This window comes from Duganella sacchari, from assembly GCF_900143065.1.
Lineage (GTDB): Bacteria > Pseudomonadota > Gammaproteobacteria > Burkholderiales > Burkholderiaceae_D > Rugamonas > Rugamonas sacchari.
In genome coordinates this window covers 270872-295225 of sequence record NZ_FRCX01000007.1, presented here as the reverse complement: position 1 = coordinate 295225, position 24354 = coordinate 270872, and the positions used below count along the sequence as shown (strand labels likewise).

At 60.9% G+C, this 24354-nt stretch carries 22 protein-coding genes; 6 read left to right on the top strand and 16 right to left on the bottom strand.

Annotation, left to right across the window (positions count from 1 at the left end; genetic code table 11):
- The 3 genes from BUA36_RS17680 to BUA36_RS17670 all read left to right on the top strand — a co-directional run bounded on the left by BUA36_RS17680 (position 1) and on the right by BUA36_RS17670 (position 3745).
- Positions 1-960 carry a LysR substrate-binding domain-containing protein gene (locus BUA36_RS17680; protein ID WP_072786623.1) on the top strand — a complete coding sequence of 320 codons (960 nt, stop codon included), beginning with the start codon at positions 1-3 and terminating at the stop codon, positions 958-960.
- 176 nt (positions 961-1136) lie between these two features.
- Positions 1137-2432 (top strand): Glu/Leu/Phe/Val family dehydrogenase, encoded by a 1296-nt coding sequence (locus tag BUA36_RS17675; RefSeq protein WP_072786622.1) that lies wholly within the window; start codon positions 1137-1139, stop codon positions 2430-2432.
- A gap of 80 nt (positions 2433-2512) precedes the next feature.
- Positions 2513-3745, top strand: a complete 1233-nt coding sequence (locus BUA36_RS17670; protein ID WP_072786621.1) for a malic enzyme-like NAD(P)-binding protein — start codon at positions 2513-2515, stop codon at positions 3743-3745.
- Here BUA36_RS17670 and BUA36_RS17665 read toward each other — a convergent pair whose 3' ends face one another.
- Positions 3746-4096 carry a cupredoxin domain-containing protein gene (locus BUA36_RS17665; RefSeq protein ID WP_072786620.1) on the bottom strand — a complete coding sequence of 117 codons (351 nt, stop codon included), beginning with the start codon at positions 4094-4096 and terminating at the stop codon, positions 3746-3748.
- Between the two features lie 3 nt (positions 4097-4099).
- Complete coding sequence (locus BUA36_RS17660; RefSeq protein ID WP_084560234.1) at positions 4100-4978, bottom strand: metallophosphoesterase family protein; 879 nt, start codon at positions 4976-4978, stop codon at positions 4100-4102.
- 150 nt (positions 4979-5128) lie between these two features.
- Between BUA36_RS17660 and BUA36_RS17655 the strand changes: the two genes are divergently transcribed.
- Both BUA36_RS17655 and BUA36_RS17650 read left to right on the top strand, forming a co-directional pair.
- Positions 5129-5659 carry a sigma-70 family RNA polymerase sigma factor gene (locus BUA36_RS17655; protein WP_072786618.1) on the top strand — a complete coding sequence of 177 codons (531 nt, stop codon included), beginning with the start codon at positions 5129-5131 and terminating at the stop codon, positions 5657-5659.
- Position 5660: 1 nt separating this feature from the next.
- Positions 5661-6434, top strand: coding sequence for an anti-sigma factor family protein (locus tag BUA36_RS17650; protein ID WP_072786617.1), 774 nt, complete (start codon positions 5661-5663; stop codon positions 6432-6434).
- Here the strand turns inward: BUA36_RS17650 and BUA36_RS17645 are convergent, their stop codons facing one another.
- The 11 genes from BUA36_RS17645 to senA form a co-directional block, all read right to left on the bottom strand.
- Entirely contained in the window at positions 6435-6767 is a 333-nt protein-coding gene (locus BUA36_RS17645) for a YnfA family protein (RefSeq protein WP_072786616.1), read from the bottom strand.
- Positions 6768-6895: 128 nt separating this feature from the next.
- Positions 6896-7792, bottom strand: coding sequence for a hypothetical protein (locus tag BUA36_RS17640; RefSeq protein ID WP_139260625.1), 897 nt, complete (start codon positions 7790-7792; stop codon positions 6896-6898).
- Positions 7793-7935: 143 nt separating this feature from the next.
- Positions 7936-8094 carry a DUF6434 domain-containing protein gene (locus BUA36_RS31230; RefSeq protein WP_229255742.1) on the bottom strand — a complete coding sequence of 53 codons (159 nt, stop codon included), beginning with the start codon at positions 8092-8094 and terminating at the stop codon, positions 7936-7938.
- Positions 8095-8125: 31 nt separating this feature from the next.
- Entirely contained in the window at positions 8126-9193 is a 1068-nt protein-coding gene (locus BUA36_RS17635; RefSeq protein ID WP_139260624.1) for a hypothetical protein, read from the bottom strand.
- A gap of 44 nt (positions 9194-9237) precedes the next feature.
- Positions 9238-9651, bottom strand: a complete 414-nt coding sequence (locus BUA36_RS17630; protein ID WP_072786613.1) for a surface-adhesin E family protein — start codon at positions 9649-9651, stop codon at positions 9238-9240.
- Positions 9652-9685: 34 nt separating this feature from the next.
- Positions 9686-10942, bottom strand: coding sequence for a glycosyltransferase (locus tag BUA36_RS17625; RefSeq protein ID WP_139260623.1), 1257 nt, complete (start codon positions 10940-10942; stop codon positions 9686-9688).
- The gene (locus BUA36_RS17620; protein ID WP_072786611.1) at positions 10939-12759 is read right to left on the bottom strand and encodes a DUF885 domain-containing protein; all 1821 of its coding nucleotides are present in this window, start codon (positions 12757-12759) and stop codon (positions 10939-10941) included. Before BUA36_RS17620 ends, BUA36_RS17625 begins: the two co-directional genes overlap by 4 nt.
- Before the next feature lie 78 nt (positions 12760-12837).
- Positions 12838-14487: a methyl-accepting chemotaxis protein gene (locus BUA36_RS17615; RefSeq protein ID WP_072786610.1), complete on the bottom strand. Its 1650-nt coding sequence runs from the start codon at positions 14485-14487 to the stop codon at positions 12838-12840.
- Between the two features lie 204 nt (positions 14488-14691).
- Positions 14692-15927, bottom strand: a complete 1236-nt coding sequence (locus tag BUA36_RS17610; RefSeq protein ID WP_229255741.1) for a hypothetical protein — start codon at positions 15925-15927, stop codon at positions 14692-14694.
- 142 nt (positions 15928-16069) lie between these two features.
- Positions 16070-17350: a Xaa-Pro dipeptidase gene (locus BUA36_RS17605; protein WP_072786608.1), complete on the bottom strand. Its 1281-nt coding sequence runs from the start codon at positions 17348-17350 to the stop codon at positions 16070-16072.
- Between the two features lie 75 nt (positions 17351-17425).
- Positions 17426-18619 (bottom strand): selenoneine synthase SenA, encoded by a 1194-nt coding sequence (gene senA / locus BUA36_RS17600; RefSeq protein ID WP_229255740.1) that lies wholly within the window; start codon positions 18617-18619, stop codon positions 17426-17428.
- A gap of 53 nt (positions 18620-18672) precedes the next feature.
- Here senA and selD point away from each other — a divergent pair, with 53 nt between their 5' ends.
- Positions 18673-19722, top strand: coding sequence for a selenide, water dikinase SelD (selD, locus tag BUA36_RS17595; RefSeq protein WP_072786607.1), 1050 nt, complete (start codon positions 18673-18675; stop codon positions 19720-19722).
- 19 nt (positions 19723-19741) lie between these two features.
- On the opposite strand, the gene BUA36_RS17590 is transcribed toward selD, so the two are convergent.
- From BUA36_RS17590 to BUA36_RS17580, 3 genes are read right to left on the bottom strand one after another with little or no spacing between them, the layout of a single operon-like run.
- A complete protein-coding gene (locus tag BUA36_RS17590; RefSeq protein WP_229255739.1) occupies positions 19742-21829 on the bottom strand; it encodes a peptidase domain-containing ABC transporter in 2088 nt (695 codons plus the stop codon).
- A gap of 56 nt (positions 21830-21885) precedes the next feature.
- The gene (locus BUA36_RS17585) at positions 21886-23163 is read right to left on the bottom strand and encodes an HlyD family secretion protein (protein ID WP_072786605.1); all 1278 of its coding nucleotides are present in this window, start codon (positions 23161-23163) and stop codon (positions 21886-21888) included.
- A 10-nt stretch (positions 23164-23173) separates the two neighbouring features.
- Positions 23174-24337 (bottom strand): cupin domain-containing protein, encoded by a 1164-nt coding sequence (locus BUA36_RS17580; protein ID WP_084560217.1) that lies wholly within the window; start codon positions 24335-24337, stop codon positions 23174-23176.
- Positions 24338-24354 lie beyond the last annotated feature (17 nt).

The window sequence follows — 24354 nt, the reverse complement described above, 5'->3', positions numbered from 1 at the left end:
ATGGAAACCAAATGGCTGGAAGACTTCATCTCGCTGGTGGAGACCAATAACTTCAGCCGCTCGGCGGCGCTGCGCCACGTGACGCAGCCCGCTTTTTCGCGCCGCATCCAGTCGCTGGAAAACTGGCTCGGTACGGACCTGATCGACCGCACCTCCTACCCGACACGTCTGACGCCGGCCGGCATCGTGTTCTACGAACAGGCGCTGGAGATGCTATCGAAGATCAACGGCGCGCGTGAAATGCTGCGTTCCAAACGCGCCGCCGCGCAGACCAGCATCGACCTGGCCGTGCCGCACACGCTGTCGCTGACCTTTGTGCCGAAGTGGCTGACCAAACTGGAAGAAGACTTCGCGCCCATCCGCAGCCGCCTGATGGCGCTCAACGTCCACGACGCCGTGCTGCAGCTGGTCGAAGGCGGCTGCGACCTGCTGCTGTGCTATCACCATCCGCGCCAGCCGGTGCAGCTGGACCCGGGCCGCTACGACATGCTGGTGCTGGGCCACGAATCCCTGCGCGCCTACGCGCGCTGCGATAAAAACAAGGTGCCCGAATTCACGCTGCCCGGCACCAAGCGCGCACCGCTGCCGTTCTTATCCTACACAAATAACGCCTACCTGGGCCGCATGGTGGAACTGATCCTGAGCGACACCCGGACCCCGCTGCACCTTGAGCCGCATTACGAAACCGACATGGCCGAAGGCCTCAAGATGATGGCGCTCGAAGGCCGCGGCATCGCCTTCCTGCCCGAATCCGCCGTCACGCGTGAACTCAAGCAAAAGCAGCTGGCGCGCGCCGATGGCGATACTTCGGACTGGGAAATCGAAATGGAAATCCGCCTGTACCGCGAGCGGCCCTCGCCGCACCGGCGCGGCAAACCCATCGTCGACCGGCTGTGGGAATTCCTCGAACAGCAGCAGAACGGCGGCCGCAAACGGCGCGTGCCGGTTTCCGAGCGGTAGCTCGGTTTCAGACAAGAGAACGGACCTCTCGCATACCACTTACCTAACTATGCATTTTTTGCATAGCCGAATGCGCATACAGCATTGGCCGCTCCTGAAACTCCCAGCCTATGATTCGTCCCACTTGAGCACCGCCATAAGCGGCGCTCAGCCACGAATTTTTGGGAGCCTTGAGCATGACCACCGTACCAGCACAACACGCACTGCCTTCCTACCTCAACGCCGAAGACCTCGGCCCATGGGGTGTCTACCTGCAGCAAATCGACCGCGTTACCCCGCACCTCGGTAGCCTGTCGCGCTGGGTCGAAACCCTCAAGCGCCCTAAGCGCATCCTGACCGTTGACGTGCCGATCGAGCGCGATGACGGCACCATCGCCCACCACGAAGGCTATCGCGTACAGCACAATATGTCGCGTGGTCCAGGCAAAGGCGGCGTGCGCTTCCACCAGGACGTGACCCTGTCGGAAGTGATGGCCCTGTCGGCCTGGATGACCGTGAAGAACGCCGCAGTGAACGTGCCATACGGTGGCGCCAAGGGCGGTATCCGTGTCGATCCTAAAACCCTGTCGCGTGGTGAACTGCAGCGCCTGACCCGCCGCTACACCAGCGAAATCAGCCTGATCATCGGCCCAAACAAAGACATCCCTGCACCGGACGTCAACACCAACGAACAGGTCATGGCCTGGATGATGGACTCCTACGCCATGATCGAAGGTAACCTGTCGACCGGCGTCGTAACCGGCAAACCAATTTCGCTGGGTGGCTCGCTGGGCCGCCGTGAAGCGACCGGCCGCGGCGTGTTCGTGGTCGGCCGCGAAGCTGCCGCCAAGCGCGGTGTAGCGATTGCTGGCGCCCGTGTGGCAGTTCAAGGTTTCGGCAACGTCGGCGGCGTGGCAGCAACCATGTTCGCAGAAGCCGGCTCCAAAGTCATCGCCGTGCAGGATCACACCGGCACCGTGGTGCATCAAGGCGGTCTGAATGTCGCCCAGCTGCACAAGCACGTTGGTGAAACCGGCGGCGTCGCCGGCTTCCCGGGCGCAGAAGCCTTCCTGGACCGCGATGCATTCTGGGATATCGAATCCGACATCCTGATCCCGGCCGCACTGGAACAGCAGATTACCGCCGCCAACGCGCCGCGTATCCGCACCAAGATCATCCTGGAAGGCGCCAACGGCCCGACCACGCCGGAAGCGGACGACATCCTGACCGACAAGGACGTGCTGATCTGCCCGGACGTGCTCGCCAACGCCGGCGGCGTGACTGTGTCCTACTTCGAATGGGTACAGGACTTCTCCAGCTTCTTCTGGACCGAAGAGGAAATTAATGCCCGCTTAACTCGCATCATGCAGGATGCGTTCAACGCCGTATGGACCGTTGCACAGGAAAAGAAAGTCACGCTGCGTACCGCCACCTTCATCCTCGCCTGCACCCGCGTGCTGCAAGCGCGCGAAGTACGTGGCCTGTATCCATGATCCACTGAATCCCCGGCAGTTTGCGCCTGCATCGGCTTTTTCGCCGTGCAGGCGTTTTTCGCATTTGTAAGGAACAGAATATGACCACCATTGAACAAAAAGCCCTTGCCTATCACCGCGCTGGCAGTGCCGGCAAGATCGCCATTGAAATCACCAAGAGCGTGAGCACGCAGGAAGACCTGGCGCTGGCCTACTCGCCAGGCGTCGCTGCGCCATGCGTGGAAATCAAGCGCGATCCGGCCAAGGCTTACGAATACACCGCCAAGGGCAATCTGGTCGGCGTCATCACCAACGGCAGTGCGGTGCTCGGCCTGGGCAACATCGGCGCGCTGGCCGGCAAGCCGGTGATGGAAGGTAAAGTCGTGCTGTTCAAAAAATTCGCCGGCATCGACGCGTTTGACATCGAAATCGACGAGAGCGATCCGGACAAGCTGGTGGATATCATCGCCGCGCTGCACCCGACTTTCGGCGGCATCAACCTGGAAGACATCAAGGCGCCCGAGTGCTTCTACATTGAACGCCAGCTGCGCGAGCGCCTGTCGATTCCGGTCTTCCACGACGACCAGCACGGCACCGCCATCGTGGTGGGCGCGGGCATGCTGAACGCGATCGAGATGACCGGCCGCGATATCGCCACCGTCAAGATCGTCTGCTCCGGCGCCGGCGCGGCAGCCATCGCCTGCCTGGAACTGCTGGTGGATCTGGGCGCACAACGCAACAACATCTACGTCTGCGACAGCAAGGGCGTGCTGTCCACCGTGCGCAACCTGGACGGCGAAAAAGCCGCATGGGCGCAGGACACCAGCGCCACCACGCTGTCGGAAGTGATGGACGGCGCCGATGTCTTCCTGGGCGTCTCCGGCCCAGGCGTACTGTCGCAAATGGATATCCAGCGCATGAAGGCGCATCCGATCGTATTCACGCTGGCGAATCCGGAGCCTGAACTGCGTCCGGAACTGGTACGCGAAGTCGCGCCAGACGCCATCATCGCGACGGGCCGCTCGGACTATCCTAACCAGATCAACAACGCGCTGTGCTTCCCTTACCTGTTCCGCGCAGCGCTGGATTCGGGTGCGACCACCATCAACCAGGAAATGAAACGCGCCTGCGTGGTTGCCCTGGCCGACATGGCGCGCAGCGATGCCCGCTTCAGCAAGGACTACATCGTGCCGGGCCTTCTGGACCCACGTCTGCTGAGCGGCGTGACGCCCAAGATCGCCACTGCAGCCTACCGCAGCGGCGTCGCCCGCAAGCAGCTGGTGGAAGCCGAATACGCTGCCGACCTGACCGACTTGGCGGAATCGCTGCTGTAATCAGCCTTTGACGATCAGCGTACCGGCCATTTCCTCATGGCCGCTGCCGCAGAAGTTATCGCATAAAAACCCGAACTGGCCCGCCTGTTCGGGTTTTAGTTTGACGCGCACCGGCTTGTCCATGATGAGGTCCGCGCGCACCTTGAAATCCGGCAGGCTGAAACCGTGCGGGAAATCCACCGCCGTCAACTCCAGCACCACCTCCTCACCCTTCTTCACCTCGATCACATTCGGAGAAAAGCGGAACTTGCGCGCTTCGATCCGGATCACCCGTTCACGGGTTTTGGCATGCGCCAGCACCACCAAGGCGAGCGGCGCGGCCAGCAGCAGCCTGCGTTTATAGGAAGCCATGTCTTATCCTTTCCTCGCTGCGAATTCAGTGATCTGGTAAGCGACCGGCGTCGTCTCCGCCTCGATTTCACGAAAACCCAGGCCCTTGCCCGGCGCCGCCGGGTCCCACGGCAGCGGCGTGCGCCGCTCCTGCGAACCGGGCGCCGGCAGCGGGAAGATCAACGACTTGGCGGAGTGATGGGCGATATGCCCCGTCATGTGGTGATGCTCCTGGTGGATATGCCCATAGAACACCGTCACGTTCGGATAAGGTAGCAATAGATCCACCGCCTGCTGGCCGTCGCGCGTAGCCCAGTCCCAGGCTGGCGCCAGGTCGAACAACGGACGATGGGTCAGCACGACTATGCGTGCGTTTTGAGGCTGCTGCGCCAGATCCTGCTTCAACCACGCCAGTTGCGCCTCGCCGATACGTGCGCCGGGATCAGAGACGTTATCGAGTGCGATGAAGTGGACACCCTTGTGGTCAAAGCTGTAATGGGTCGGGCCGAAGTGTTCCTGATAGGCCTCGCCCTTATCCAGCGACGCATCGTGTTCGCCCGGCAGGAAGTGCACCTGCGTCACTTTCAGCGCACCGACGATGCGTTTGAATTCCGCCATGCGCTTGCGCCGCTCGGCCGGATCATCCGTGGTATGGGTCAGGTCGCCCGTGAAAACAATGAACTCCGGTGGTTGCGGCAACGCGTTCACCGCTTCCACAGCCTGCCTCAACGTGCTGTCCGCCTCCGGATTGGCCGGCCCCTTGTAACCCCAGTGCGAATCGGACAGCTGGACGAAGTAAAAATCGTCAACGCTGCTATCGGCCTGCGCCGGGCCATACAGCCCGGACAAAAATACGGCGCCGCCGCCCAGTGCGCCGAGGCGCAGGAAATCTCTGCGATCCATCATGTTATGCTCCTCTCGTGGTGTAGTAAGACCTACCCACTAAAACTCGCATCGCGGCGTCGCTATTCCCAAATAAATTTATTTATTTTTTTGCGCGCAAACCGGGAATAAAACCGTGGCTGGCCGAGTCTTCATTCACTGGACCACTACATGGACAAGTATTTGGACGACGACGACACTGCCCGCTTCGAAGCGCTGGCGATGCCCCATCTGGATGCGGCCTACAACCTGGCGCGCTGGCTGACCCGCAACGAACACGATGCGGATGACCTGGTGCAGAACGCCTACCTGCGTGCATTCCGCTTTGCCGGTGGATTCCGCGGTGGCGACGCGCGCGCATGGCTGCTGACCATCGTGCGCCACACCTACTACACCGCCCTACGCGACGGCCAGGCCGAACGCGGCGATGTCAGTTTCGACGAGTCCCTGCACGATCAGGAAAATGGTGGCGACCCGGCCGACATCTTCGCCAGCCACGATGCCGGCCGCACGCTCAACGCCGCACTGGCGCGCCTGCCGACCGCTTTTCGCGAAGTGCTGGTGCTGAAAGAAATGGACGAACTGTCATACAAGCAGATCGCCGAAGTGACCGATGCCCCCATCGGCACCGTGATGTCGCGTCTGGCCCGCGCGCGCCAGATGCTGCTGTCATACCTGAAGCCTGATGTGGCGGGAGAATGAAATGAATTGCCAACAAACGCAGGAACTGATGTCGGCTTACCTGGACGCTGAACTGGACGCCAGCGCTGCATTGCGCCTGCAGGAGCATCTTGACGATTGCGGCGGCTGCCGTGCCGCAATGACCGAACTGGAAGCGCTGCAAGGCCGCATCGCCGCGCAAGCCAGCCAGCACCAGGCGCCACCACATCTGCGCCATCGCATCCAGGCCGCGTTGGCAGCGCAGCGCCCCACGCCGCCTCGTCCAGCAAAGCGGCAGAAGACCTGGTCGTGGGCGTGGATCAATCTGGGCATGGCAACCATGGCCAGCACCGCCTTTGCCGTCACCTTGTCGCTGTACCTGAATCAGCCATCGGCCGACACGCTGGTGGAACAAGAGCTGGTGGGCAGCCACTTCCGCGCATTGATGCCCAACCATCTCGCCGACGTCGCGTCCACCGACCAGCACACCGTCAAACCGTGGTTCGCGGGGAAGCTGGACTTCTCACCGCCGGTGCACGACCTGGGGGCAGAAGGCTATCCCTTGATCGGCGGACGGCTGGATTACGTTCAGCAGCGACCAGTGGCAGCCCTGGTGTACCGCCATCGCCAGCACATCATCAACGTCTATGTATGGCCATCGGCGCCGCACGGCACGCGACAAGGCCAGCGCCAGGGTTTCCAGGTGCTGCGCTGGGCGCAGGAGGGCATGATGTTCTACGCCGTCTCCGACCTCAATCCGCAGGAGCTGGCCGATTTTGCGCGCGAGCTGCGCGCCAAGGCGGCGGGGCCAATGTAATCACTGCGAGGGCTGCAGTGCGATCACTGCCATCCCCGCCAGCGCCAGCACGGCGCCGATCGCATCAAAACGGCTCAATGCCACGCCATCCACAAACCGCAGCCACAGCAGCGCGACGCAAATGTAAGCGCCGCCGTATGCCGCATAGGTGCGCCCCGCAGCAGTAGGATGCAGCGTCAATAGCCAGGCAAACAACGCCAGCGCCACTGCGGCAGGCAGCAGCAACCAGACCGGGCGCCCCTGCTTGAGCACCAGCCAGGGCAAGTAACAGCCGACGATTTCAGCAAGCGCCGTCACCAGGAACAAGGTCGAGAGTCGAAGGAAATCTATCATTGAAAGACATCTGTGGGGGCGAACTTCATATGATAGCGCAGCGCCCCGGGTTCGCCGGGGATGCACACAACCAGATTTGCGCTGCCAAATGACATGGCGCTCAACTCACTGTCAATAAATCGCCTGCGCTAACCGGCAGCCGGTCGTGCGGCGTTCTCGGCATGCCGGTGCCGTTCGCGCGCATTGTCCGCGATGCGTTGTGCCGCGGCGCGTTCGGCGCTGCGCTGCTCGGCGCTGAGATCGACCACTGTTTTCATGAGCTGCCCTTCCGGCGCGTACATGGTCGCCTCAAGCGCTTCGGGTCCATTAATTTCACCGTAGATGAAGCCCTGTGCCACCGCATACCGGTAGGCCAGTGCCGGATCTTTGGCAATCAGCTCATCGCCTGTCAAGGTTTGCACCCAGAGATAATTGAGGGTCGACAGGTCGCCGCTGTCCGCTTCCTTGGACAGCTGGTCCAGTACGTTCGCCTTCCATTCTTTCACAAGCGGGTCATCAGGCCGCGTCTTCAGCGCCGAATGGTCGCCAAACGGTCCTTCCGCAGCCATCTGTATCGCCGCGCCGCTAACGCCAGCCTTGACGGCAATCGCGAGGTAATCGAAGCGCGACACACGCATGCGTTCATTCATGCCAGCACACAGTTTGGTATCGTGCTGTTTCTCGCTGTCGTTCATGCCCCGATAGGGAATCATATTGCGCTTCTGCGTGACTTCCTCCAGATCGTAGATCATCCGGTCGTGATCGCGGTTGAAAATCTCGCAGTTGGCAATAAGCCAGTAGGCCGTATAGGCATCGTCAGGATCGTGCGTGGCAATCAGCTGGTCTACCTGCATACCAAGCGGCGCATCTTCCGCCGTTGGGGGAGCGGACTGACGCGGCACCATGGCGGGGAACGCTGCAAGCACCGGGCGCCGCGGCGGCGCACCAGCACTTTGCACAGCCGGAGCCGGTGCCATCGCATTCCAGCTGATTACGCCGATACCAAGAATAAGCGCCAGCCCAGTCCAGATATACCTGTTCTGCATCGATAGACCTCGTCTCTTCTGCCGTTCATTCATCATCACTCGGCCAAACACCGTAAATGCAGACCGTCAGTGTGACGAGGTTAACATATACGCATTATTGAAAATACGCAGTTTGTCACGCGGGGGGCCGACGGCGTAGCCATTCATCCGCCAGCTCGTATCCACGCCATGAATTCTCGGTCAAACTTGAAATCTGGTCCGCACTGTTGAGAAAGAAAGCGCCGGACGTTTTGCGTATTCCTGTAGCCGGCGTCGATTTCCGTCGTGCGCGTGATCTCTCCGCCATGCCAGTCAAACGTCATTGCCCGCCTCCATCCTGATGCCACCGTGGTTTCACTTTCCTGCGTTTTCAGTGATCTCGCGCTTATCAATATCCATGCGCGCAATTTTGATGACGCCACCTACCAGTGCAAGCCGCACCGTAGCGTCGTCGATCACGGCGAAGTTATGCTCCATCGGCCGCTTCTCCTGCAGGATGGTGCCAATGCCGCCGATACGTTTGCGATAGCGGTCTGTCTCGGTCAGCTTGACGATGGCGCTTTGTCCATCATCTGCAATCGCCGCCGAATGCACCACGGTCTCCGCCAGATGCGGATACTCCTTGTAGAAAATTTCAAACACTTCCTGCTGGCGCGCGCGTTTGCCTTGGGTGATCAACTTGTCGTTCACCTTGATCGTATAATTTTCCGCAAAGCGGACCATGTACTCATCCAGCTTGCTGGCGTTGTACAGCTGGTCGCCATGATGGAAAAATTCCTGCAACGACTGCTGCGTCAAGCTGCCAACCTTTGCCCCCTGCGGCGCGGTTCCCCGCTCCGTCAGGATGGTCTGCACCCGGTTGCTGATCGAGCCTATGTCATAGCGCACCATCGCGCCATCATAACTTTTGTAAATCCAGCCGCTACTTGCACTGAAAGGCTGCGCATTCAACTCCTCAATCGCCGCAAAGGCTTTAAGTACCTGCTCCCTGGGGGCGGGATTTGGCAAGCCGTCGATAATCTCGCGTTTGTGCTTCGCTCTGGCTTCTATCACTTCGGCATCGGCGAAGCCGGCCACTTTTTTAACCGGCTCGTTGGTGAGCAGCGATTTATCGTCGCCAACCGCAACGCCATCAACATGCCCTGCAAACGGTCGTTCAAAGCGCAGCGCCTGGACGCGTTTGTTCTCATCGAGGTACAGCACGACGCCGTATTCCAGAAAGGTGTACGCATAGCTGGAATTTCCTGGCGAAGGTTTTTCCAGCGCCTTCGGTTCTGCGCTGATTTTGTAAAAGTCCTTGATCGCAGAGAGCTGGTCGCCCTTCTTCAACGGACAATTCTGCAGATAGTCCTCCGCAGCCCAGGCGCTCCCGTGGAGCGCCAATACAAACAAAGAAATGCCAATACAGAGCCGATGTCTCATCACTCTCTCGCCCATCTCAATTTTATAAACCTGCCCGGTGCTTGCTATTTCTTTTTCTGCTCGGTGCCGCAGATGCCCTGGAACTCGTAATATCCCTGCGTGCCGGGGACGACTGGCGCGAACTCGCCATCACTACCAAGTTCGCGCTCATTGAGCGTCTTCAGATCCCGCCCCTGCCCCATCGCCTCGGCATAAAAGACCACATACTTGATACGGCTGGTTTCGTGCTTGCAGTCATATTGGTGCAGGGATTTGATCGAGCGGTAGCAAGCGGCGCCGATGCATTTTTCTGTCTCAAAATCCTGAAGCTGCCAGATCTGCTTCAACGCGCCATCCGTTCGCACAGTAGAAAAGTCCACATACTCCACCTGCCCAGGGTGGGTGGTCAGCTTGGTCCAGTCGGCAGCGGCATTCACGCTAACCAGCAGAAGCCCGGCAAATATAAAAGGTATTTTCATAAACGGCCCGATTGATAAAATGTGATAGCGCCACTCATCGTCGAGTGATCAATTCAACCGCTCTCGCAACGCCATGCTCTTGCGCCATTGCCGTTGCGATGGCTTGTGCGTTTTCGGCCAGCTCAGGATGCGCGCGCACATGGCGGATACGGTCAGCGAGCTGTTTTGCGGTGACGCTGCGGCGCGTCGTCAGCTTGCCTGCGACACCGATACGACGCAGCTCATTGGCCCAATGTTCCTGCTCACTGATATGTGCGATGACGATGGAAGGCCGCCCCGCCAGTGTCGTCGACTGGGTAGTGCCCGCACCGCCATGGTGGACCACCGCCGCACAACGCGGAAAAATCAGGTGATGCGGCGAAGCTGACACATACATGATCTGGTCATCGGAAAGGAAGCCGCATGCCTCCCAGCTCGATGCCTGGATCACAGCGCGGCAGCCTGCCAGCCGTGCAGCCTGCGTCAGCATGCGCAGCGTATCGGTCTGGTTGCCGATATCCGACGGCATCCAGCTGCCAAGCGTCATGTAGACAGGCGCCTCGCCTGCGGCCAGGAAGGCGCTTAATAACTCCGTCAACCGGCCTTCCAGCTGCATATTGGGCATATCGAGAAAGCCGCAGACCTGCACCGCATCCGGCCAGTCCGGCTGTCGCTCGCAAATTTGCGGGCTGACGCCGACCAGCGTCAGGTACGGCGACAGCCACACCTCGCTGACAATGTCCCTGGCGGGCGCCATACCCAGTTGCGCGCGCAACCGGTTCACATACGGCTTGAGCGTCCGGTGCAGCAGCCTACGCGTGAGCCACCACAGGAAGCCATTGAAAATCCGAGGCAAACCAAGCGGATGGCTGTAAGCGCTGGGGATCGCCGCATGAGATAGCAGCACACTCACATACGGCTTGCCTGCATGTTCCGCAGCGATCTGCAACGGGTGCATGAAGTAGTGCCCCACCAGCACATCCGATTCCGCTGCCAGCTGCTGCGCCGCCGCGAACATCTCATCTTCGGCCGGGCCAAAGCAGCGCCGCAGTATCAACGCCATCTGCTTCAAGGGATCGCGCGAGTTGACGATGGACCAGCCTATCTCCGCCCCCTGCTCCGCCGTAATCACCGGCGACGCCAGCACGCGGATGCGCACGCCCGCAGCCGACGTCACACCAGCATAGGCATCGCTGTCCACGCAAGTGATGAGCAGAGTGACGTCATGCCCGGCCAGCTGCAAGCCTTCCGCCAGCGCCAGCATGGGACGAATATCGCCATGGCTGCCCCAGGTCTGCAATCCTATCTTCATGCCTGCTTGCGCTTCGCGATCCAGTCGTTAATGACGCGCTCCAGTACCGACAGTGGCAGCGCGCCGTGCGACAACACCTCGTTATGGAATTGCTTCAGGTCGAACTTGTCGCCCAGCTCCTGCTTCGCATGTTCACGCAGAGCGAGGATCTTCAGCATGCCGACCTTGTACGCCAGCGCCTGGCCCGGATTGACGAAGTAGCGCTCAACTTCCGCCGTCACATCGCCTTCCGCCATGCCGGTGTTATCCATCATGTAGGTGATGGCCTGCTCCCGCGTCCAGTGCTTGTAGTGGATGCCGGAATCCACCACCAGGCGCGTCGCGCGCATCATCTCATCGCGCAGACGGCCCAGGTTATCCAGCGGATTTTTCTGGAAGCCCATCTCATACGCCAGGCGCTCCGCATACAGTGCCCAGCCTTCCTGATACGCGGTGAACGGCAGCACGCGGCGGAAGAACGGCACGCCCTGCATCTCCTGCGCGATCGACACCTGGAAGTGGTGGCCGGGAATACCTTCGTGATAAGCCAACGTGCGCATTGCGAACTTCGGCGTATCGCCCGGGTTGCGCATATTCGCGTAAAACACACCCGGACGCGAGCCGTCAAACGCCCCTGGCATATAGTAAGCACCCGGTGCCGTGGCTTCCGACGACGGTGGCACCTGCTCCACCTTCACGCCCAGCTGGGGACGGATATCGAAGGCGCTGCCGAGACCTTTGTTCACTTCATCCAGAATGGCCTGGTACTGCGCCAGCATGGCCTTCTTGCCTTCCGGCGTATTCGGATACTGCTGCTCCGGCGAACGCGCCAGCTGCTGCACGCGTGCACCGACGGTGCCTTCGCTCAGGCCCTGCGCCTTGAGGATGGCATCCATCTCCGCGCTCACGCGCGCCACTTCTGCGAGCCCCAGCTCATGCACCTGCTGTGGCGTCATGTTGGTGGTGGTGTGCATGCGCACAGCCCATGCATAGTATGCGTCGCCATTCGGCAGCGCCCAGGCGCCATTGTTCTCTTTGGCCTTAGGCTGCAATGCGGTGAAGTAGCCGATCAAGCCGCGATAGGCCGGGTACACCTGGTCCTTGATGGCGGCAGCAACGGCGGCCAGCAACTGCGTGCGCGTACCGGCATCCATTTCTGCGGCAGGAATCTTTTCCAGCTTTTCCTTGAAGGTGACGTACAGCGGATGCTGCTCCGGCGCGCCGGCAATCATGCCGTTCATCTGCGTCAGCACCTTTTCCACCGTAAAGCGCGGAGGAATAACGCCCAGCGATTCGCGCGCACGCAAAGCGTCCGTCAACTGGCTGAATTTGGTGGGGAAGAGTTTCAGACGCGTGATGTAGGCGTCCGCTTCGGCTTTATTCTCGACCTGGTGCACCTGCACCATGAAGTCCGGCAGCGCGCTTTGCACGCCCTGCATCTGATTGACCGGGAAATCGTATTTATTGAATGCTTCGCCATCCACCTGGATTTGCAGGTAGTAGGCCAGCGTGTCGTAAGAGAGCTGACCTTCCCGGTCCAGCTTCTCACGATCATATTGCTTGATGGTGGCCAGGCTGTTCTTCACCAACTCAAGCGCCTTCTGCTCGTGGGCAGGAGAGGCGTCATCCAGCTTGCTGCTGTAGAAGTCCAGCCAGCCCGGAAGAATACGCATCGACGACAGCATTTCCGGGCTGTCGATGGCAACTGCGGCAAACACCTTGGTGTAGAACCAGTCCAGCTTCAACGGCTTGAAGTAAATCGTATGGGCGATTAACGCCGCGACAACCAATACTACCGTGACCAGTGCGAGACCCAGCCATTTGAAAACACGCTTCATGCAGCACCCTCCCCATTGTCATAATTATTTTTCAATTATGGAATGAGCAACGTGCTACAAGCAAGCGATTATTCTCGATCACCCGTTGGCGATACGGCGAATCTCCTCGTCACCATGCGACGCAGCGCCCGGCGCGTAACGCGGCTTGCGGCCACGCAGTCCCGTCACGCTGGCGGTATGCGCTTCCAGCTTGAATACGTCCACCACATGCGCCAGGCTGGTGGCCTGGTCCTGCAGCTCCTGCGCCGCCGCTGAAGCCTGCTCGACCAGCGCGGTATTCTGCTGCGTCATGCTGTCCATTTCGCCGATCGCATTGTTGACCTGCTCGATGCCAGCCGTCTGCTCCATGCTGGCGCCGCTGATTTCGCCCATGATCTCGGTAACGCGCTTCACGCTGCCCACCACTTCGTGCATGGTTTCCGCAGCCTTGTGCACCTGTTCCGAACCGGTGCCGACCTTCTCCACCGAATCATCGATCAGCGTCTTGATTTCCTTGGCCGCTGCTGCGGAGCGCTGCGCCAGGTTGCGCACTTCGGTCGCTACGACCGCAAAGCCGCGGCCCTGTTCGCCGGCGCGTGCGGCTTCCACCGCCGCGTTCAGCGCCAGGATATTGGTCTGGAAGGCGATACCGTCGATGACCGAGATGATATCGACAATCTTCTTCGACGACTCGTTAATCGACGCCATCGTCACCGTCACCTGCTCCATCACCTGGCCGCCCTGCTCCGATACATTGGAGGCCGTCAGCGCCAGCGTATTCGCCTGCATCGCGTTGTGGGCATTCTGGCGCACGGTGCCGGTCAATTCTTCCATCGCCGTCGCCACCTTCTCCAGCGACTCCGACTGATGCTCGGTGCGCAGCGACAGGTCACGGTTACCGCTGGCGATCTCCGACGACGCCGTGGCGATCAGATTCGTCCCCTGGCGCACCTGGCCGACGATGGACGACAGGCTGTCGCGCATCGCCGCAATTGCGTGCAGCAGGCTGGTTTTGTCGTTGGCCTTGACTTCCACCGACACCGACAGATCGCCTTCAGCGATCTTGTTGGCGATATCGGTGGCATACGCCGGCTCTCCGCCCAGCTGCTTGAGCAGCAGTCGCGTATTCACCCAGGCGATCAGCACGCTGACCACCAGCGACAGCACCGCCTGCAGCACGATCCACAGGAACGCATCATTCGCATGCGCGTCCACGCCAGCACTGGCGGTGTGCGTTTCGTTCTGCGCTGCCGTCAGCACGACCGATATGTCAGCCACGATCTGGCGGCGCAGTGGGCTGCATTCATTGGTCAGGAAAGCCGACAGGGCTTCCAGATCACCCGACTCGCGCATCTTGCGCACACGTTTGAGTTCTTCGGCCATTTTCAGCAGGCCGCCGCGAACCTTGTCGAAATTGGCGTCGCCCTTGAAGGCAGGTGTCATCTTCTCCAGCGCAGCCAGATACGTGGCGCGCTGTTCGTCCAGCAATGTCAGCTCCTTCGCGGCCTGCGCGTTGTCGCTGAAGATGTAGGCATTGCGTGCGGCCAGGCCAGTCTGCGCCAGCGCTTCGCGCGCAGCGTACAGCGGCTCCAGCTTTTCCGCCATCAGCCGCTGCTCATCATGAAACGCATTGGTGATGCTGTTGGTGCGGACGATGGCGAAGGTCGCCATGATCAACATGAGTGCAGTCAGTGTGCCGAAGCTGAGCGCCAACTGCGTACCGATTTTCAGTTTTTTAAAGAATTCCATCTTCTTCCCGTGATGAAGAACGAACGCAAAAACGGCGCTGATTGCGCCGTGAGCTAATTGAGTAAGGGATGCACGAACACGTCGGCGGGGACTAGGACGAGTGTGTGTGACTAAGGGTTAAGATTATGCAGTAATCAATGCCGGAAATAAACACAATTGTCTTGGACAAATGGCTTTTTGTTGCCACTTGTCACTTAGACACGGCTAGCGATTCCTGGTTGTATAGACAGCCTGCAGGCGATTGTCGTCACCAATCAGCAGGACCGCGTGATCGTCGAACAGCATCTGCCGCAAAACGGGGGTGGGTCCAAGCGCCGCGCGGCCCGGCAAGGTGAAGCGCAATATGGTCTGCGCCGAAGAGGACAGCGGATCCGTGCCCAGGGTGTAATCCGCCAGCACCAGTACATCGGTGATCGGCTCACCGGCTTTCAGGGCCCCCACCGCGCTGCCCGCAATCGCAATGCCGCCTTTATAGGCATGGGCATCGATCACCGTCGCGCGCACATTGCCATCCCAGTGCGCGGACAGCGTTTCCTGGGTCAGGTCGGTGCGGCCCGTGGCCAGCAAAGGCGTGCCGTAATTATCGATCATCACCCCCATCACGCCACCGGTGCTGGTCATGGTCGCCTTGCCGTTCCACAGTACGCCCATTTTGCCATCCGTGGTCAGCACCAGCGGGTATGGCTGCGAGCCGCCCGTGTTAATTGACCGGATGGTCGGCGCGCCCGCGCCTTTGGACCACATGGCCAGCATGCCGCCGCCACCTTCCAGCCAACCGGCCAGCACGGCGCCGCCGGCGGCAGCCACGCGCGGATGCAGGGCCGAAGTCGAAATCATGAACGGCGGCGTCAGCTGCCTGCCGCTGAAATCAAATTTGCACAGCTTGAGTACATACTGCGTCTTGTCCGTCACCGGCAGCAGCGAGAAAGTGGTGGCCAGCCAAAAGCCATTGCCGTCCACCGCGCCGCCGTTTTCCGCCGCCGCATACTCGGTGGTGGAGGTCGCGGCCACCGTCGGATAAAGGTCGGTCACACCGCCCACCAGCCTGGCCTGCGCATCGAAGTGCTGCAACCTGGTGCCGCTCGTGGACTGCACCATGATGAAGCCATCGGGTGACAGCATCATGACCCAGTCGCCGGTGTAGCCTGCGGCCAGCGTGAAGCCGTAATCCGTGGTGGACACCAGCTTGCCCTGCTTATCCAGCACGCTCAGGCGCGTGCCCGGATACACGGGCTGGCCGTTCAAGGTGACAAAGGCATCAGAGCGTGAGCGCACCACGATATGGTCGCCAACCACAAGTGCGTCGGACATACCCTTGAGGGTACCGACGGTGACAGGATCCGTGACGGCGATTGCGGCGCTGGAGGTAAATCCGCTTGCGGTATTGCCGCTACTGGCGGCTTCCGAAGAAGCCGCCGAGCCACCACCGCATCCGCTCACCACAGCAGCCAGCAGTAGCCCGGCAAAAAGTAGGAATGAAACACGCATGCAAGCAGTATAAGAATAAAAACATTCTTTGCCCTATATCACCCGCATGACTTGGCGAGCCAGCGTGATGCCCCGTCAGGCCAGCACCGTCGGCTTACTGATTGCGGATCACCGCTCCGCCCTTCATCACGAACGACACCTTGGTCAGCTCATTCGCGTTATCGGCCGGGTTGCCTTTGACCGCGATGATGTCGGCGTACTTGCCGACACTGATCGAGCCCACGCGGTCCTTCCAGCCCAACAGGTCGGCCGCATTGATGGTCGCCGCCTGAATCGCCTGCATCGAGGTCATGCCGTACTTGGTCATGTAGTAGAACTGCCGGGCGTTGTCGCCATGCGGGTAGACGCCGGAGTCAGTGCCGAACGCCATCTTGGCGCCGCCCTGGAAAGCCTTGCGGAAGTTATCGCGCTGCAGCTGGCCGATGACCTTTTCCTTTTCGATTGATTCCGCCAGCATGCCGGCCTTTTCGCCTTCCTGCAGGATGAAGTCATCGTTGTAGATATCCATGACCAGGTAGGTGCCCTTCTCTTTCGCCAGCTTGATGTTGACGTCGTCGATCAGGCTTGCGTGCTCGATCGAATCCACGCCCGCGAGGATGGCGTCGTGGATCGCGCTGGTGCCATGGGCATGTGCGGCCACCTTGCGGTTCAGCTTATGGGCCTCATTGACGATGGCCTGCATTTCTTCCAGCGTGTACTGCTGCGCGCCCGGCTCATCGCCCTTGGACAGCACGCCGCCCGAGGCGCAAATCTTGATCACGTCCGCGCCATACTTGGCCATCTCGCGCACCTTGGCGCGCGCTTCCCATGGGCCGTCCGCCACGCCACGGCCGGTGAAGTTCACGTCCGGCGGCAGCAGGTTCTCGTCGCAGTGGCCACCCTTGATGCCGATGGCGTAACCTGCGGTGCGCATGCGCGGGCCGATGAAGTCGCCGTCGTTGATTGCGTCGCGCAGCGCCACATCGCCAAAGCCGCCAGCACCCACATTGCGCACGGTGGTGAAGCCGGCTTCCAGCGTTTTGCGCGCGGCGCGCACGCCATACAGCGCAGCACGGGTATCGGAGACGCCCAGCGAGTTATAGCCGCTCATGAAGGGATCGGCAGTCAGGTGGGTGTGCATGTCGATCAAGCCTGGCAGCACAGTTTGCGCCGACAGATCGATGACTTGTGCGCCGGCCGGTATCTGCGTCGATGCCGCCGGCCCGACAGCGGTGATGCGCTCGCCGGTGATGATGATGTTCTGGTCCTTCAGTACCGTGCCGGCCACCACATCGAGCAGCTTGCCGGCGCGGATCACCGTCACCTGGTCGGCGGCGCTGGTGTGCGCGGCCGCGCCCAGAATGGCTGCGGAAATCAGGAAGTGCTTCAGTTTCATTGTGGGCGCCCTTGGTCTTGGAGGAAAACAAAAAGCATAGCAGAGCCCTCGCGAAAAAGCGTTCTTATTGTTGAACTATCCGGGCCAGGCACAGGTGCGGAAACCGGCAAAGAGATCGTCGCGTTCGGGCAGGTAGAAATGACGGAATTTGACCGAACCAAACCGCAACGGCGTGGCGAAGGACGCGCCGCGCAACACCTGATGCGTATGGAACCATGGCTCCGAATACTCCAGATAAGGGTCCGCCGTAAAGCCGGGATACGGTTCGAATGGAGACGCCGTCCACTCCCACAACTGGCCCCAGCGGAACGCCGGATGGCCCGACAACGCCGCATATTCCCAGTCTGCTTCGGTAGGCAGGCGGCGGCCGGCCCACGCGCAATAGGCCTGGGCCTCATACAGATTCACATGCCGCACCGGCTCAGAACCAGCCAGCGTAGACAGCTTCCCGAAGCGCATGGTGCGCCACTGCGCGCCGTCGCGCTGCCAGTAGCGCGGCGCCGAGCGCTCCTGGCGCATCAGCCAGTCCGCACCGGCCTGGCTCCAGAATTGACGGTTATCGTAGCCGCTATCGATGACGAAATCTGCATACTGCGCATTCGTCACCAGCGTGCTATCCATGCGAAACGGCGCGACATGGACACTGTGCGCCTGGCGCTCGTTATCGAACACAAAGCCACTACCGGCCATGCTCCCCAGCTGTATCGTCCCGCCAGGGAAGCCGATTTCAGACGGCGCAAACGCCTGCAGCTGTTCACTGGCGGCCGGCAGCGGCGCTGGAAGTCCCAATGCCTGCAAGGTGTAAAGAAAGGCCTCGCCGCACATGTCCTCGTGGGCCAGCGCCAGGCGATATGGATACAAGGCCTGGTCCGTGTTGGGCTCGCGCGACAATTTATCCAGCACGCGGTCCAGCACCTCGTGGCAGTAGGTCTTCACGCCGCCAGTGCTGGGCAGGTCCAGCGTCCAGCGGCTGCTGTGCGGCACACGCTCGGCATCGAACCAGTCATCGCCCTTGGTGAGCAGGCAGTTGGCATGGGCATCAGCCGGATGGCTGGACGCCGCTTCACGCAAGATGAACCATTCCGCGAACCAGGCGATCTGCCCCAGCCGCCATACAGGGGGATCGATCATGCGCAGCTGTGGCACGCGCGCCGCCGCATCCATACCGGCAGCGGCAAAACATTCGAACAGCGACAGCGTATAATTCCGCGAATGCTGCAAGGCCTGGGCCAGCTGCTGCGACGTGGCGTTCCTGAAGGATGAGGTCATGCGGCGATTGTACCAGCCACGCCGGCCGCCACCGTCACCACAGGATTCCAACTATGAGCAACGATGCAATCAAACTGACTTCCTTCTCCCATGGCGGTGGCTGCGGCTGCAAAATCGCGCCCGGCGTGCTGTCCGAAATTCTGAAGAACTCGCACGGCTTCCCGGTGCCGAAGGAACTGCTGGTCGGCATAGAAACCGCCGACGATGCCGCCGTCTACCAGCTCAATGACGAACAGGCGCTGATCGCCACCACCGACTTCTTCATGCCGATCGTCGACGATCCTTACGACTTCGGCCGCATCGCCGCCACCAACGCCATCTCCGACGTGTATGCGATGGGCGGCACACCGATCATGGCGCTGGCACTGGTCGGCATGCCGATCAACCAACTGCCGGTGGAAACCATTGGCCAGATCATCAAAGGCGGCGAATCGATCTGCGCCGAAGCGGGCATCCCGATTGCGGGCGGCCACACCATTGATTCCGTCGAGCCGATCTACGGCCTGGTGGTCATGGGCCTGATCCATCCATCGAAAGTCAAGCGCAATGCCGACGCCAAGGCAGGCGATGTGCTCATTCTCGGCAAACCGCTGGGCGTGGGCATACTGTCGGCCGCACTGAAAAAAGACAAGCTGGATGCCGCCGGCTACCAGGCCATGATCGCCAACACCACCAAGCTCAATAAACCTGGCAAGGCCCTATCCGAACTGCCAGGCGTGCACGCGCTGACCGACGTTACCGGCTTTGGCCTGCTGGGCCACCTGCTGGAACTGGCGCGCGGCGCCAAGCTGTCAGCGCATCTGGACATGGCCAGGATCCCGCTGCTGCCCGGCGTGGAACAGTTGGCGCACGACGGCTACTTCACCGGCGCCTCCGGCCGCAACTGGGCCGCCTACGGCGCTGACGTGCAGCTGGCACCATCGATCACGCCCGCCCAGCACTCCCTGCTGACCGACCCGCAAACCTCGGGCGGCCTGCTGGTCTCCTGCGACGAAGGCAGTGTCGAGGAAGTCCTCGCCCTGTTCCGCCGCGAAGGCTTCGGCGAAGCCGCCGTGATTGGCCGCATGAGCGCGGGCGCAGCGCGCGTATTCGTGGCATCCTGACGACTGAGACTGGGGCCGATTATGCTGCCAGTTGCTGCGGAGCAGTGGCTGCCTCAGTCAGCGTCTTGAACGGAATAACCCGGTCGGCACTCGCCAGCGTGTCCGGCCGGTGCGCAATGATGATGCGGGTGATCTTCAGCGCCGAAATCGCCTCGTTAACCTGCTGTTCCTTGTACACGTCCAGATGACTGGTGGCCTCATCCAGCATCAACAAGGACGGCCGCTTGTACAGCGCGCGTGCCAGCAAAATACGCTGTTTCTGCCCGCCTGACAGCACACTGCCCATGTCGCCGATGAAGGTGTGATAGCCCATCGGCATGGCCGATACCTCCTCATCGACTGCCGCCATGACGGCGCATTGCTTGACCCATTCAAGATCGGCAGTTTCGTCAAAAAACGAGATATTCTCGGCGATCGTACCGGCAAACAGATCGTCGTCCTGCATTACGGTACCCACTAGCGTACGTAGCCGCTTGGGGCCGATCGACGCCAGGTCCATGCCACCGATGCATACCCGGCCACGACTCGGCTCGAAAACCCCGAGCATGACCTGCATCAGCGTGGATTTACCACAACCAGACGGCCCGGCGATGGCGACAAACTCCCCCGCGCCGACACGCAGATTGACGTTGGCGAAGATTTCTTTTTCATGTTCGCCGTAGCGGAATGCCAGGTTGTGCAGCTCAACGTAAGGCTCGATCGCCGGGGTGTCTTCATCCGCATCGTAGGAAGCTTCCACCGCTTCCACTTCGCGCTCGCCGACCACAAAATCGGAGACCCGGTCCAACTGCAAGCCCAACATCTTGAGGTCGAAGTATTTGTTGACCAGGGAGGTGATGCGCGAGCCGAATTGCGATTTATAGGCCAGGAAGGTCAGCAGCACACCGGCCGACATCTCGCCCTTGATCACCGCAGAAGCGCCCAGATAAATCACCAGAATGCTTTCAATCGAGAAGATGGCGCCGTTGGCGGTGGCGTAAATCATATGCAGATGCTGGGTCTTGAGGTCCGAGTTAATCTGCCGCACCAGCAAATTCAGCCAGGTCGCATGGCGACGCTCGCTACGGCCAAACAGTTTCACCGCACGAATCCCGCGTACAGTCTCGAGAAAGTGGCTGCTCTGCTTGGCGGAATTGAGAATCTGCTCCTCGGTCGCGGAATGCAGGGGCTTGTACCACATCATCCGGCCGCCCAGATACAGCGCCAGCGCACCAATTGAAATCACCGACAGCTTGGGGCTGTACAACAGCATCAGCACCAGCGTAATACTGGCCATCATGCCGTCCAGCAGGGCTTCCACAAACGAACTGGTCAGGGTACGCTGCACCACGTCAATCGCCGAGAAACGCGAGGCAATGTCCCCCAGGCTGCGCTTAATATAAAACCCCACAGGCAGGCGCAGCAGATGCTGGAACAGATTGGAGCGTATCTGAATACTGAACACGGTGCCCACATGCAGCAACACGCTCGAACGCATCAGGCTGATCAGATTCTGCGCCAGATACAAGATACAAAAGGCCACTGCCAGCAACACCAGCAGCGATGCGTCGCGCGCTGGTATCACCTCGTCCAGCACGAACTGCATCAGCAACGGCGATAGCAGCGCCACCAGCTCCAGCACGACCGCCAGCGCCAGCACATAGCTCATCGGCTTCATCCAGCCATGCAGTTGTCCGAGCACCGCCGTGAGCGGAATGCGTGCGGTCTTGGTTTGTTTGACGAAACCCGGATTCGGCCACATTTCCACCGCATAGCCGGTAAAGCTTTTGGCCGCCTCCTCCATGGAGACCTTGCGGACGCCGTAACCCGGGTCGTGAATGATCAGCTTACCGCGCTTGATCTTGCGCAACACAACATAATGATTGAAGTTCCAATGCAGCACGCACGGCAGCTTGAGCTGGGACAGCCCGTCCATCTCCAACCGTACCGGACGCGCAGTCAGATTGATGGCGTTGGCGGCGCGTATCATGCCAGCGAGCGGCAAGCCCTTGAGCGACACGGAAAAACGTCGCCGCAGCTCCAGCAGATCGAGGTGGGCGCCAAAATAGCCGGACACCATGGCCAGGCAGGCCAGGCCGCATTCCGACACCTCTGTCTGATGAATCATGGGCAGGCGCTCGAAGGCGGAAAATTTCAGGGAGTCGATTCCCTTGGCAAGTGCATTCATAGTTTCAAACTGGCAGAAAATTGGTCGAGCGGATCGAGTATCCATTGGTAGAGCGCCTTACGGTCCAGTACGATGTCGGCGTCCAGTAGCGCCCCCGGAAGCAGGTCGAAGCGCTTGCCGTTGGCGCTGACCTGTTGGTCCGTCAGCCGCACCCGGATGCGGTAGACCGGGACATTGCCCAGGTCAGGCGATAGTTCGCTGATACGTACACCGTTATCCAGTTCATCCGGCCGCAGGCTGGCGGCCGAGATGTCGGTTACCGTGCCCGTCGCCTGGCCGTATTTCTGATAGGGATAAGCGCGGTAACGCAAGCTGACGCGCGCGCCGCGTTCGATAAAGCCGATGCCATGGCTCGGCACGTACAGGATGGCTTCAAGTTCCGCCCCTGCCGGCACCAGCGTGCCCAGCACCTGCCCCGGCGCGATCAGGCTGCCTGGTTTGGCGGTCAACGCCGTCACCTTGCCGTCGACCGGCGCCACCACGGAAAACTCGCGCCGCGCCGCCGTTTCCAGCAGTTCGTGCTCGGTCTCCTGCAATGTACGGTAGAGGGCCGACCGTGCATTCGCCTGCTGCAGCGGCAAGGCTGCCAGCTGCCGCTGCAGCGTGGCACGCTCGTCTCGCGCCTCTTGCCACTGTTTCTGCAACGCCGCCAGCGCAATCTGCTGGTCAAGCAGCTCGCGCCGCTTGGCATCGTATTGGGCTGACGACAGATAACCGGTGGCCTTCAGCTGCGCGAATTTGGCGAGCTCCTCTTCCGCCAGGCGCCGCCGCTCCGTGGCAATGCCAACCTGCTGCGTCAGGCTGGCCTCGGTACCGGCCAGGCTGGCCTCACGGCTACGCAACACCGCAGCTTCATGCCGCTGCAATGCCGGCGTTGCGTGCAGTTCCTCCGCCACCGCGCCGCGCCGCGCCGCGACAGTTTGCTGCATGCCATTGTCGGTATCGCCGCCCAGCCGGTCGTAGTGCGGGTTGGCGACCTGCAGCAACACCGTGCCGGCGGCCACTGCCTGGCCTTCCACCGCAGGCACCGCCCGCACCACGCCGCCATTTTGCGCGTACAGGCGGATCACGCCCTGCTCCGGCAGCAACTGCCCGACCACGGTGATGCGCCGGCTATAGTGCCCAAAGATCAGCAGCAGCGCCAACGCCACGCCCAGCAGCGAACCGATGACGGCAAACAGCTTGTGCTGCATCGTGCTAGCGAGAATCACGTCACCAAAGATCTCGACCTGATGGCGCCGTGCCTCACTGGCCTCCTTGCGAAAATGTGGCATAGCGGCTCCGTTAACGCACAGCCGTTTGCAGCTGCACCACATCGCGCACCATCAGGCGGCGCACCACTTGCGCCACATCGACGCCAGCCAAACCAGCCTGCAGCTCGTCGACGCGGACCCCAGCCTGCGGCGCCAGCCGCGCCAGCACCCGCCCCTCATCTTCAGGCAGCTCCAGGGCAGCACCATTGACCACCAGCTTGCGCAAACTATCCGCATGTTCGGACTGGCGTGGATACACCGTGTTCAAGCGGACCACCGTATCGCTGGCCAGTTGCGCACCATTGCCCAGCGCATCGTCCAGCTTGAACGGGCTTTGGACGCGATCCGAATTGGCGATCAGTCCCAGGTATTCCTCAAGATACGCCGGTGCCTCCAGCATGGCCAGCGCTTCGCGCGCGGCAGCGCGCACCAGCTCGGCATTGCCATGGTCGAAGCCGAGGCTGCGGCGGCAGCTCAGCAGCTCCGGCAGTTTTTCTTCACACACCCAGCTGAAGTAGTCTTTGATCGAGGCCGGATGCACCCCGACCGCGACGTGGAAGGTGGGTTCGCCTACCGGTGTGGCGCAGTGCCACCAGCCGCGCGGAATATAGAGGATGTCGCCGGTTTCCAGGATCACGTCGAGCACCGGCTCAGGCGGACAATCGGCCTTGCAGTCCTTGCTGGTCTGACCCGCCAATGGCAAGTCAAAGGTCGGACGGTACAACTGCCAGCGTTTGCGCCCCGTGAGCTGCATGGCAAAGACGTCATGGCAATCCCAGTGCTTGCCAAACGATGGCCGCTCGCCACAGGCCAGGTAGCCGTTGGCCAGCGTATGCTGGCCGGTGAGCTTGGAGACATCCAGGCATAAGGAACGGATCAGCTGATGGCGCGCGTCAACCCGGTTCAGGATCAGTGTCGCGCCGCCGCGCAGCATGCCGTAGAACGCCGGCTTCATGATGCGGCGGCGGGTTGAACCGAGATCGTTATACAGTTCGACAAAGCGCTCCTCCGCCACGATGCCGCTGCCGTCATGCATTTTAAGGAAGGGCGCACATGGCTCCGTGGCGTGCAGCACCTGATCAACGTCCTCCAGCGAGAACGGCGCATTGCGCAGCGCGCCGCGCATCAGCAAATAGTTTTTCTCCAGATAGTCGGCGGCAAAGCTGTCGCGCGACAAGGTGAAGTGCATAGACATGGTTGAGACTTCCTTGA

Excerpts from the sequence above, each read along its gene's own strand:
- BUA36_RS17655 (WP_072786618.1), top strand. The coding sequence starts at position 5,129 with ATGGACAAGTATTTGGACGACGACGACACTGCCCGCTTCGAAGCGCTG.
- BUA36_RS17635 (WP_139260624.1), bottom strand. The coding sequence starts at position 9,193 with ATGAGACATCGGCTCTGTATTGGCATTTCTTTGTTTGTATTGGCGCTC.
- selD (WP_072786607.1), top strand. The coding sequence starts at position 18,673 with ATGAGCAACGATGCAATCAAACTGACTTCCTTCTCCCATGGCGGTGGC.
- BUA36_RS17585 (WP_072786605.1), bottom strand. The coding sequence starts at position 23,163 with ATGCCACATTTTCGCAAGGAGGCCAGTGAGGCACGGCGCCATCAGGTC.
- BUA36_RS17665 (WP_072786620.1), bottom strand. The coding sequence starts at position 4,096 with ATGGCTTCCTATAAACGCAGGCTGCTGCTGGCCGCGCCGCTCGCCTTG.
- BUA36_RS17625 (WP_139260623.1), bottom strand. The coding sequence starts at position 10,942 with ATGAAGATAGGATTGCAGACCTGGGGCAGCCATGGCGATATTCGTCCC.
- BUA36_RS17615 (WP_072786610.1), bottom strand. The coding sequence starts at position 14,487 with ATGGAATTCTTTAAAAAACTGAAAATCGGTACGCAGTTGGCGCTCAGC.
- BUA36_RS17650 (WP_072786617.1), top strand. The coding sequence starts at position 5,661 with ATGAATTGCCAACAAACGCAGGAACTGATGTCGGCTTACCTGGACGCT.
- BUA36_RS17620 (WP_072786611.1), bottom strand. The coding sequence starts at position 12,759 with ATGAAGCGTGTTTTCAAATGGCTGGGTCTCGCACTGGTCACGGTAGTA.
- BUA36_RS17580 (WP_084560217.1), bottom strand. The coding sequence starts at position 24,337 with ATGTCTATGCACTTCACCTTGTCGCGCGACAGCTTTGCCGCCGACTAT.
- BUA36_RS17590 (WP_229255739.1), bottom strand. The coding sequence starts at position 21,829 with ATGATTCATCAGACAGAGGTGTCGGAATGCGGCCTGGCCTGCCTGGCC.
- senA (WP_229255740.1), bottom strand. The coding sequence starts at position 18,619 with ATGACCTCATCCTTCAGGAACGCCACGTCGCAGCAGCTGGCCCAGGCC.
- BUA36_RS17660 (WP_084560234.1), bottom strand. The coding sequence starts at position 4,978 with ATGGATCGCAGAGATTTCCTGCGCCTCGGCGCACTGGGCGGCGGCGCC.
- BUA36_RS17605 (WP_072786608.1), bottom strand. The coding sequence starts at position 17,350 with ATGAAACTGAAGCACTTCCTGATTTCCGCAGCCATTCTGGGCGCGGCC.
- BUA36_RS17680 (WP_072786623.1), top strand. The coding sequence starts at position 1 with ATGGAAACCAAATGGCTGGAAGACTTCATCTCGCTGGTGGAGACCAAT.
- BUA36_RS17630 (WP_072786613.1), bottom strand. The coding sequence starts at position 9,651 with ATGAAAATACCTTTTATATTTGCCGGGCTTCTGCTGGTTAGCGTGAAT.
- BUA36_RS31230 (WP_229255742.1), bottom strand. The coding sequence starts at position 8,094 with ATGACGTTTGACTGGCATGGCGGAGAGATCACGCGCACGACGGAAATC.
- BUA36_RS17640 (WP_139260625.1), bottom strand. The coding sequence starts at position 7,792 with ATGCAGAACAGGTATATCTGGACTGGGCTGGCGCTTATTCTTGGTATC.
- BUA36_RS17645 (WP_072786616.1), bottom strand. The coding sequence starts at position 6,767 with ATGATAGATTTCCTTCGACTCTCGACCTTGTTCCTGGTGACGGCGCTT.
- BUA36_RS17675 (WP_072786622.1), top strand. The coding sequence starts at position 1,137 with ATGACCACCGTACCAGCACAACACGCACTGCCTTCCTACCTCAACGCC.
- BUA36_RS17670 (WP_072786621.1), top strand. The coding sequence starts at position 2,513 with ATGACCACCATTGAACAAAAAGCCCTTGCCTATCACCGCGCTGGCAGT.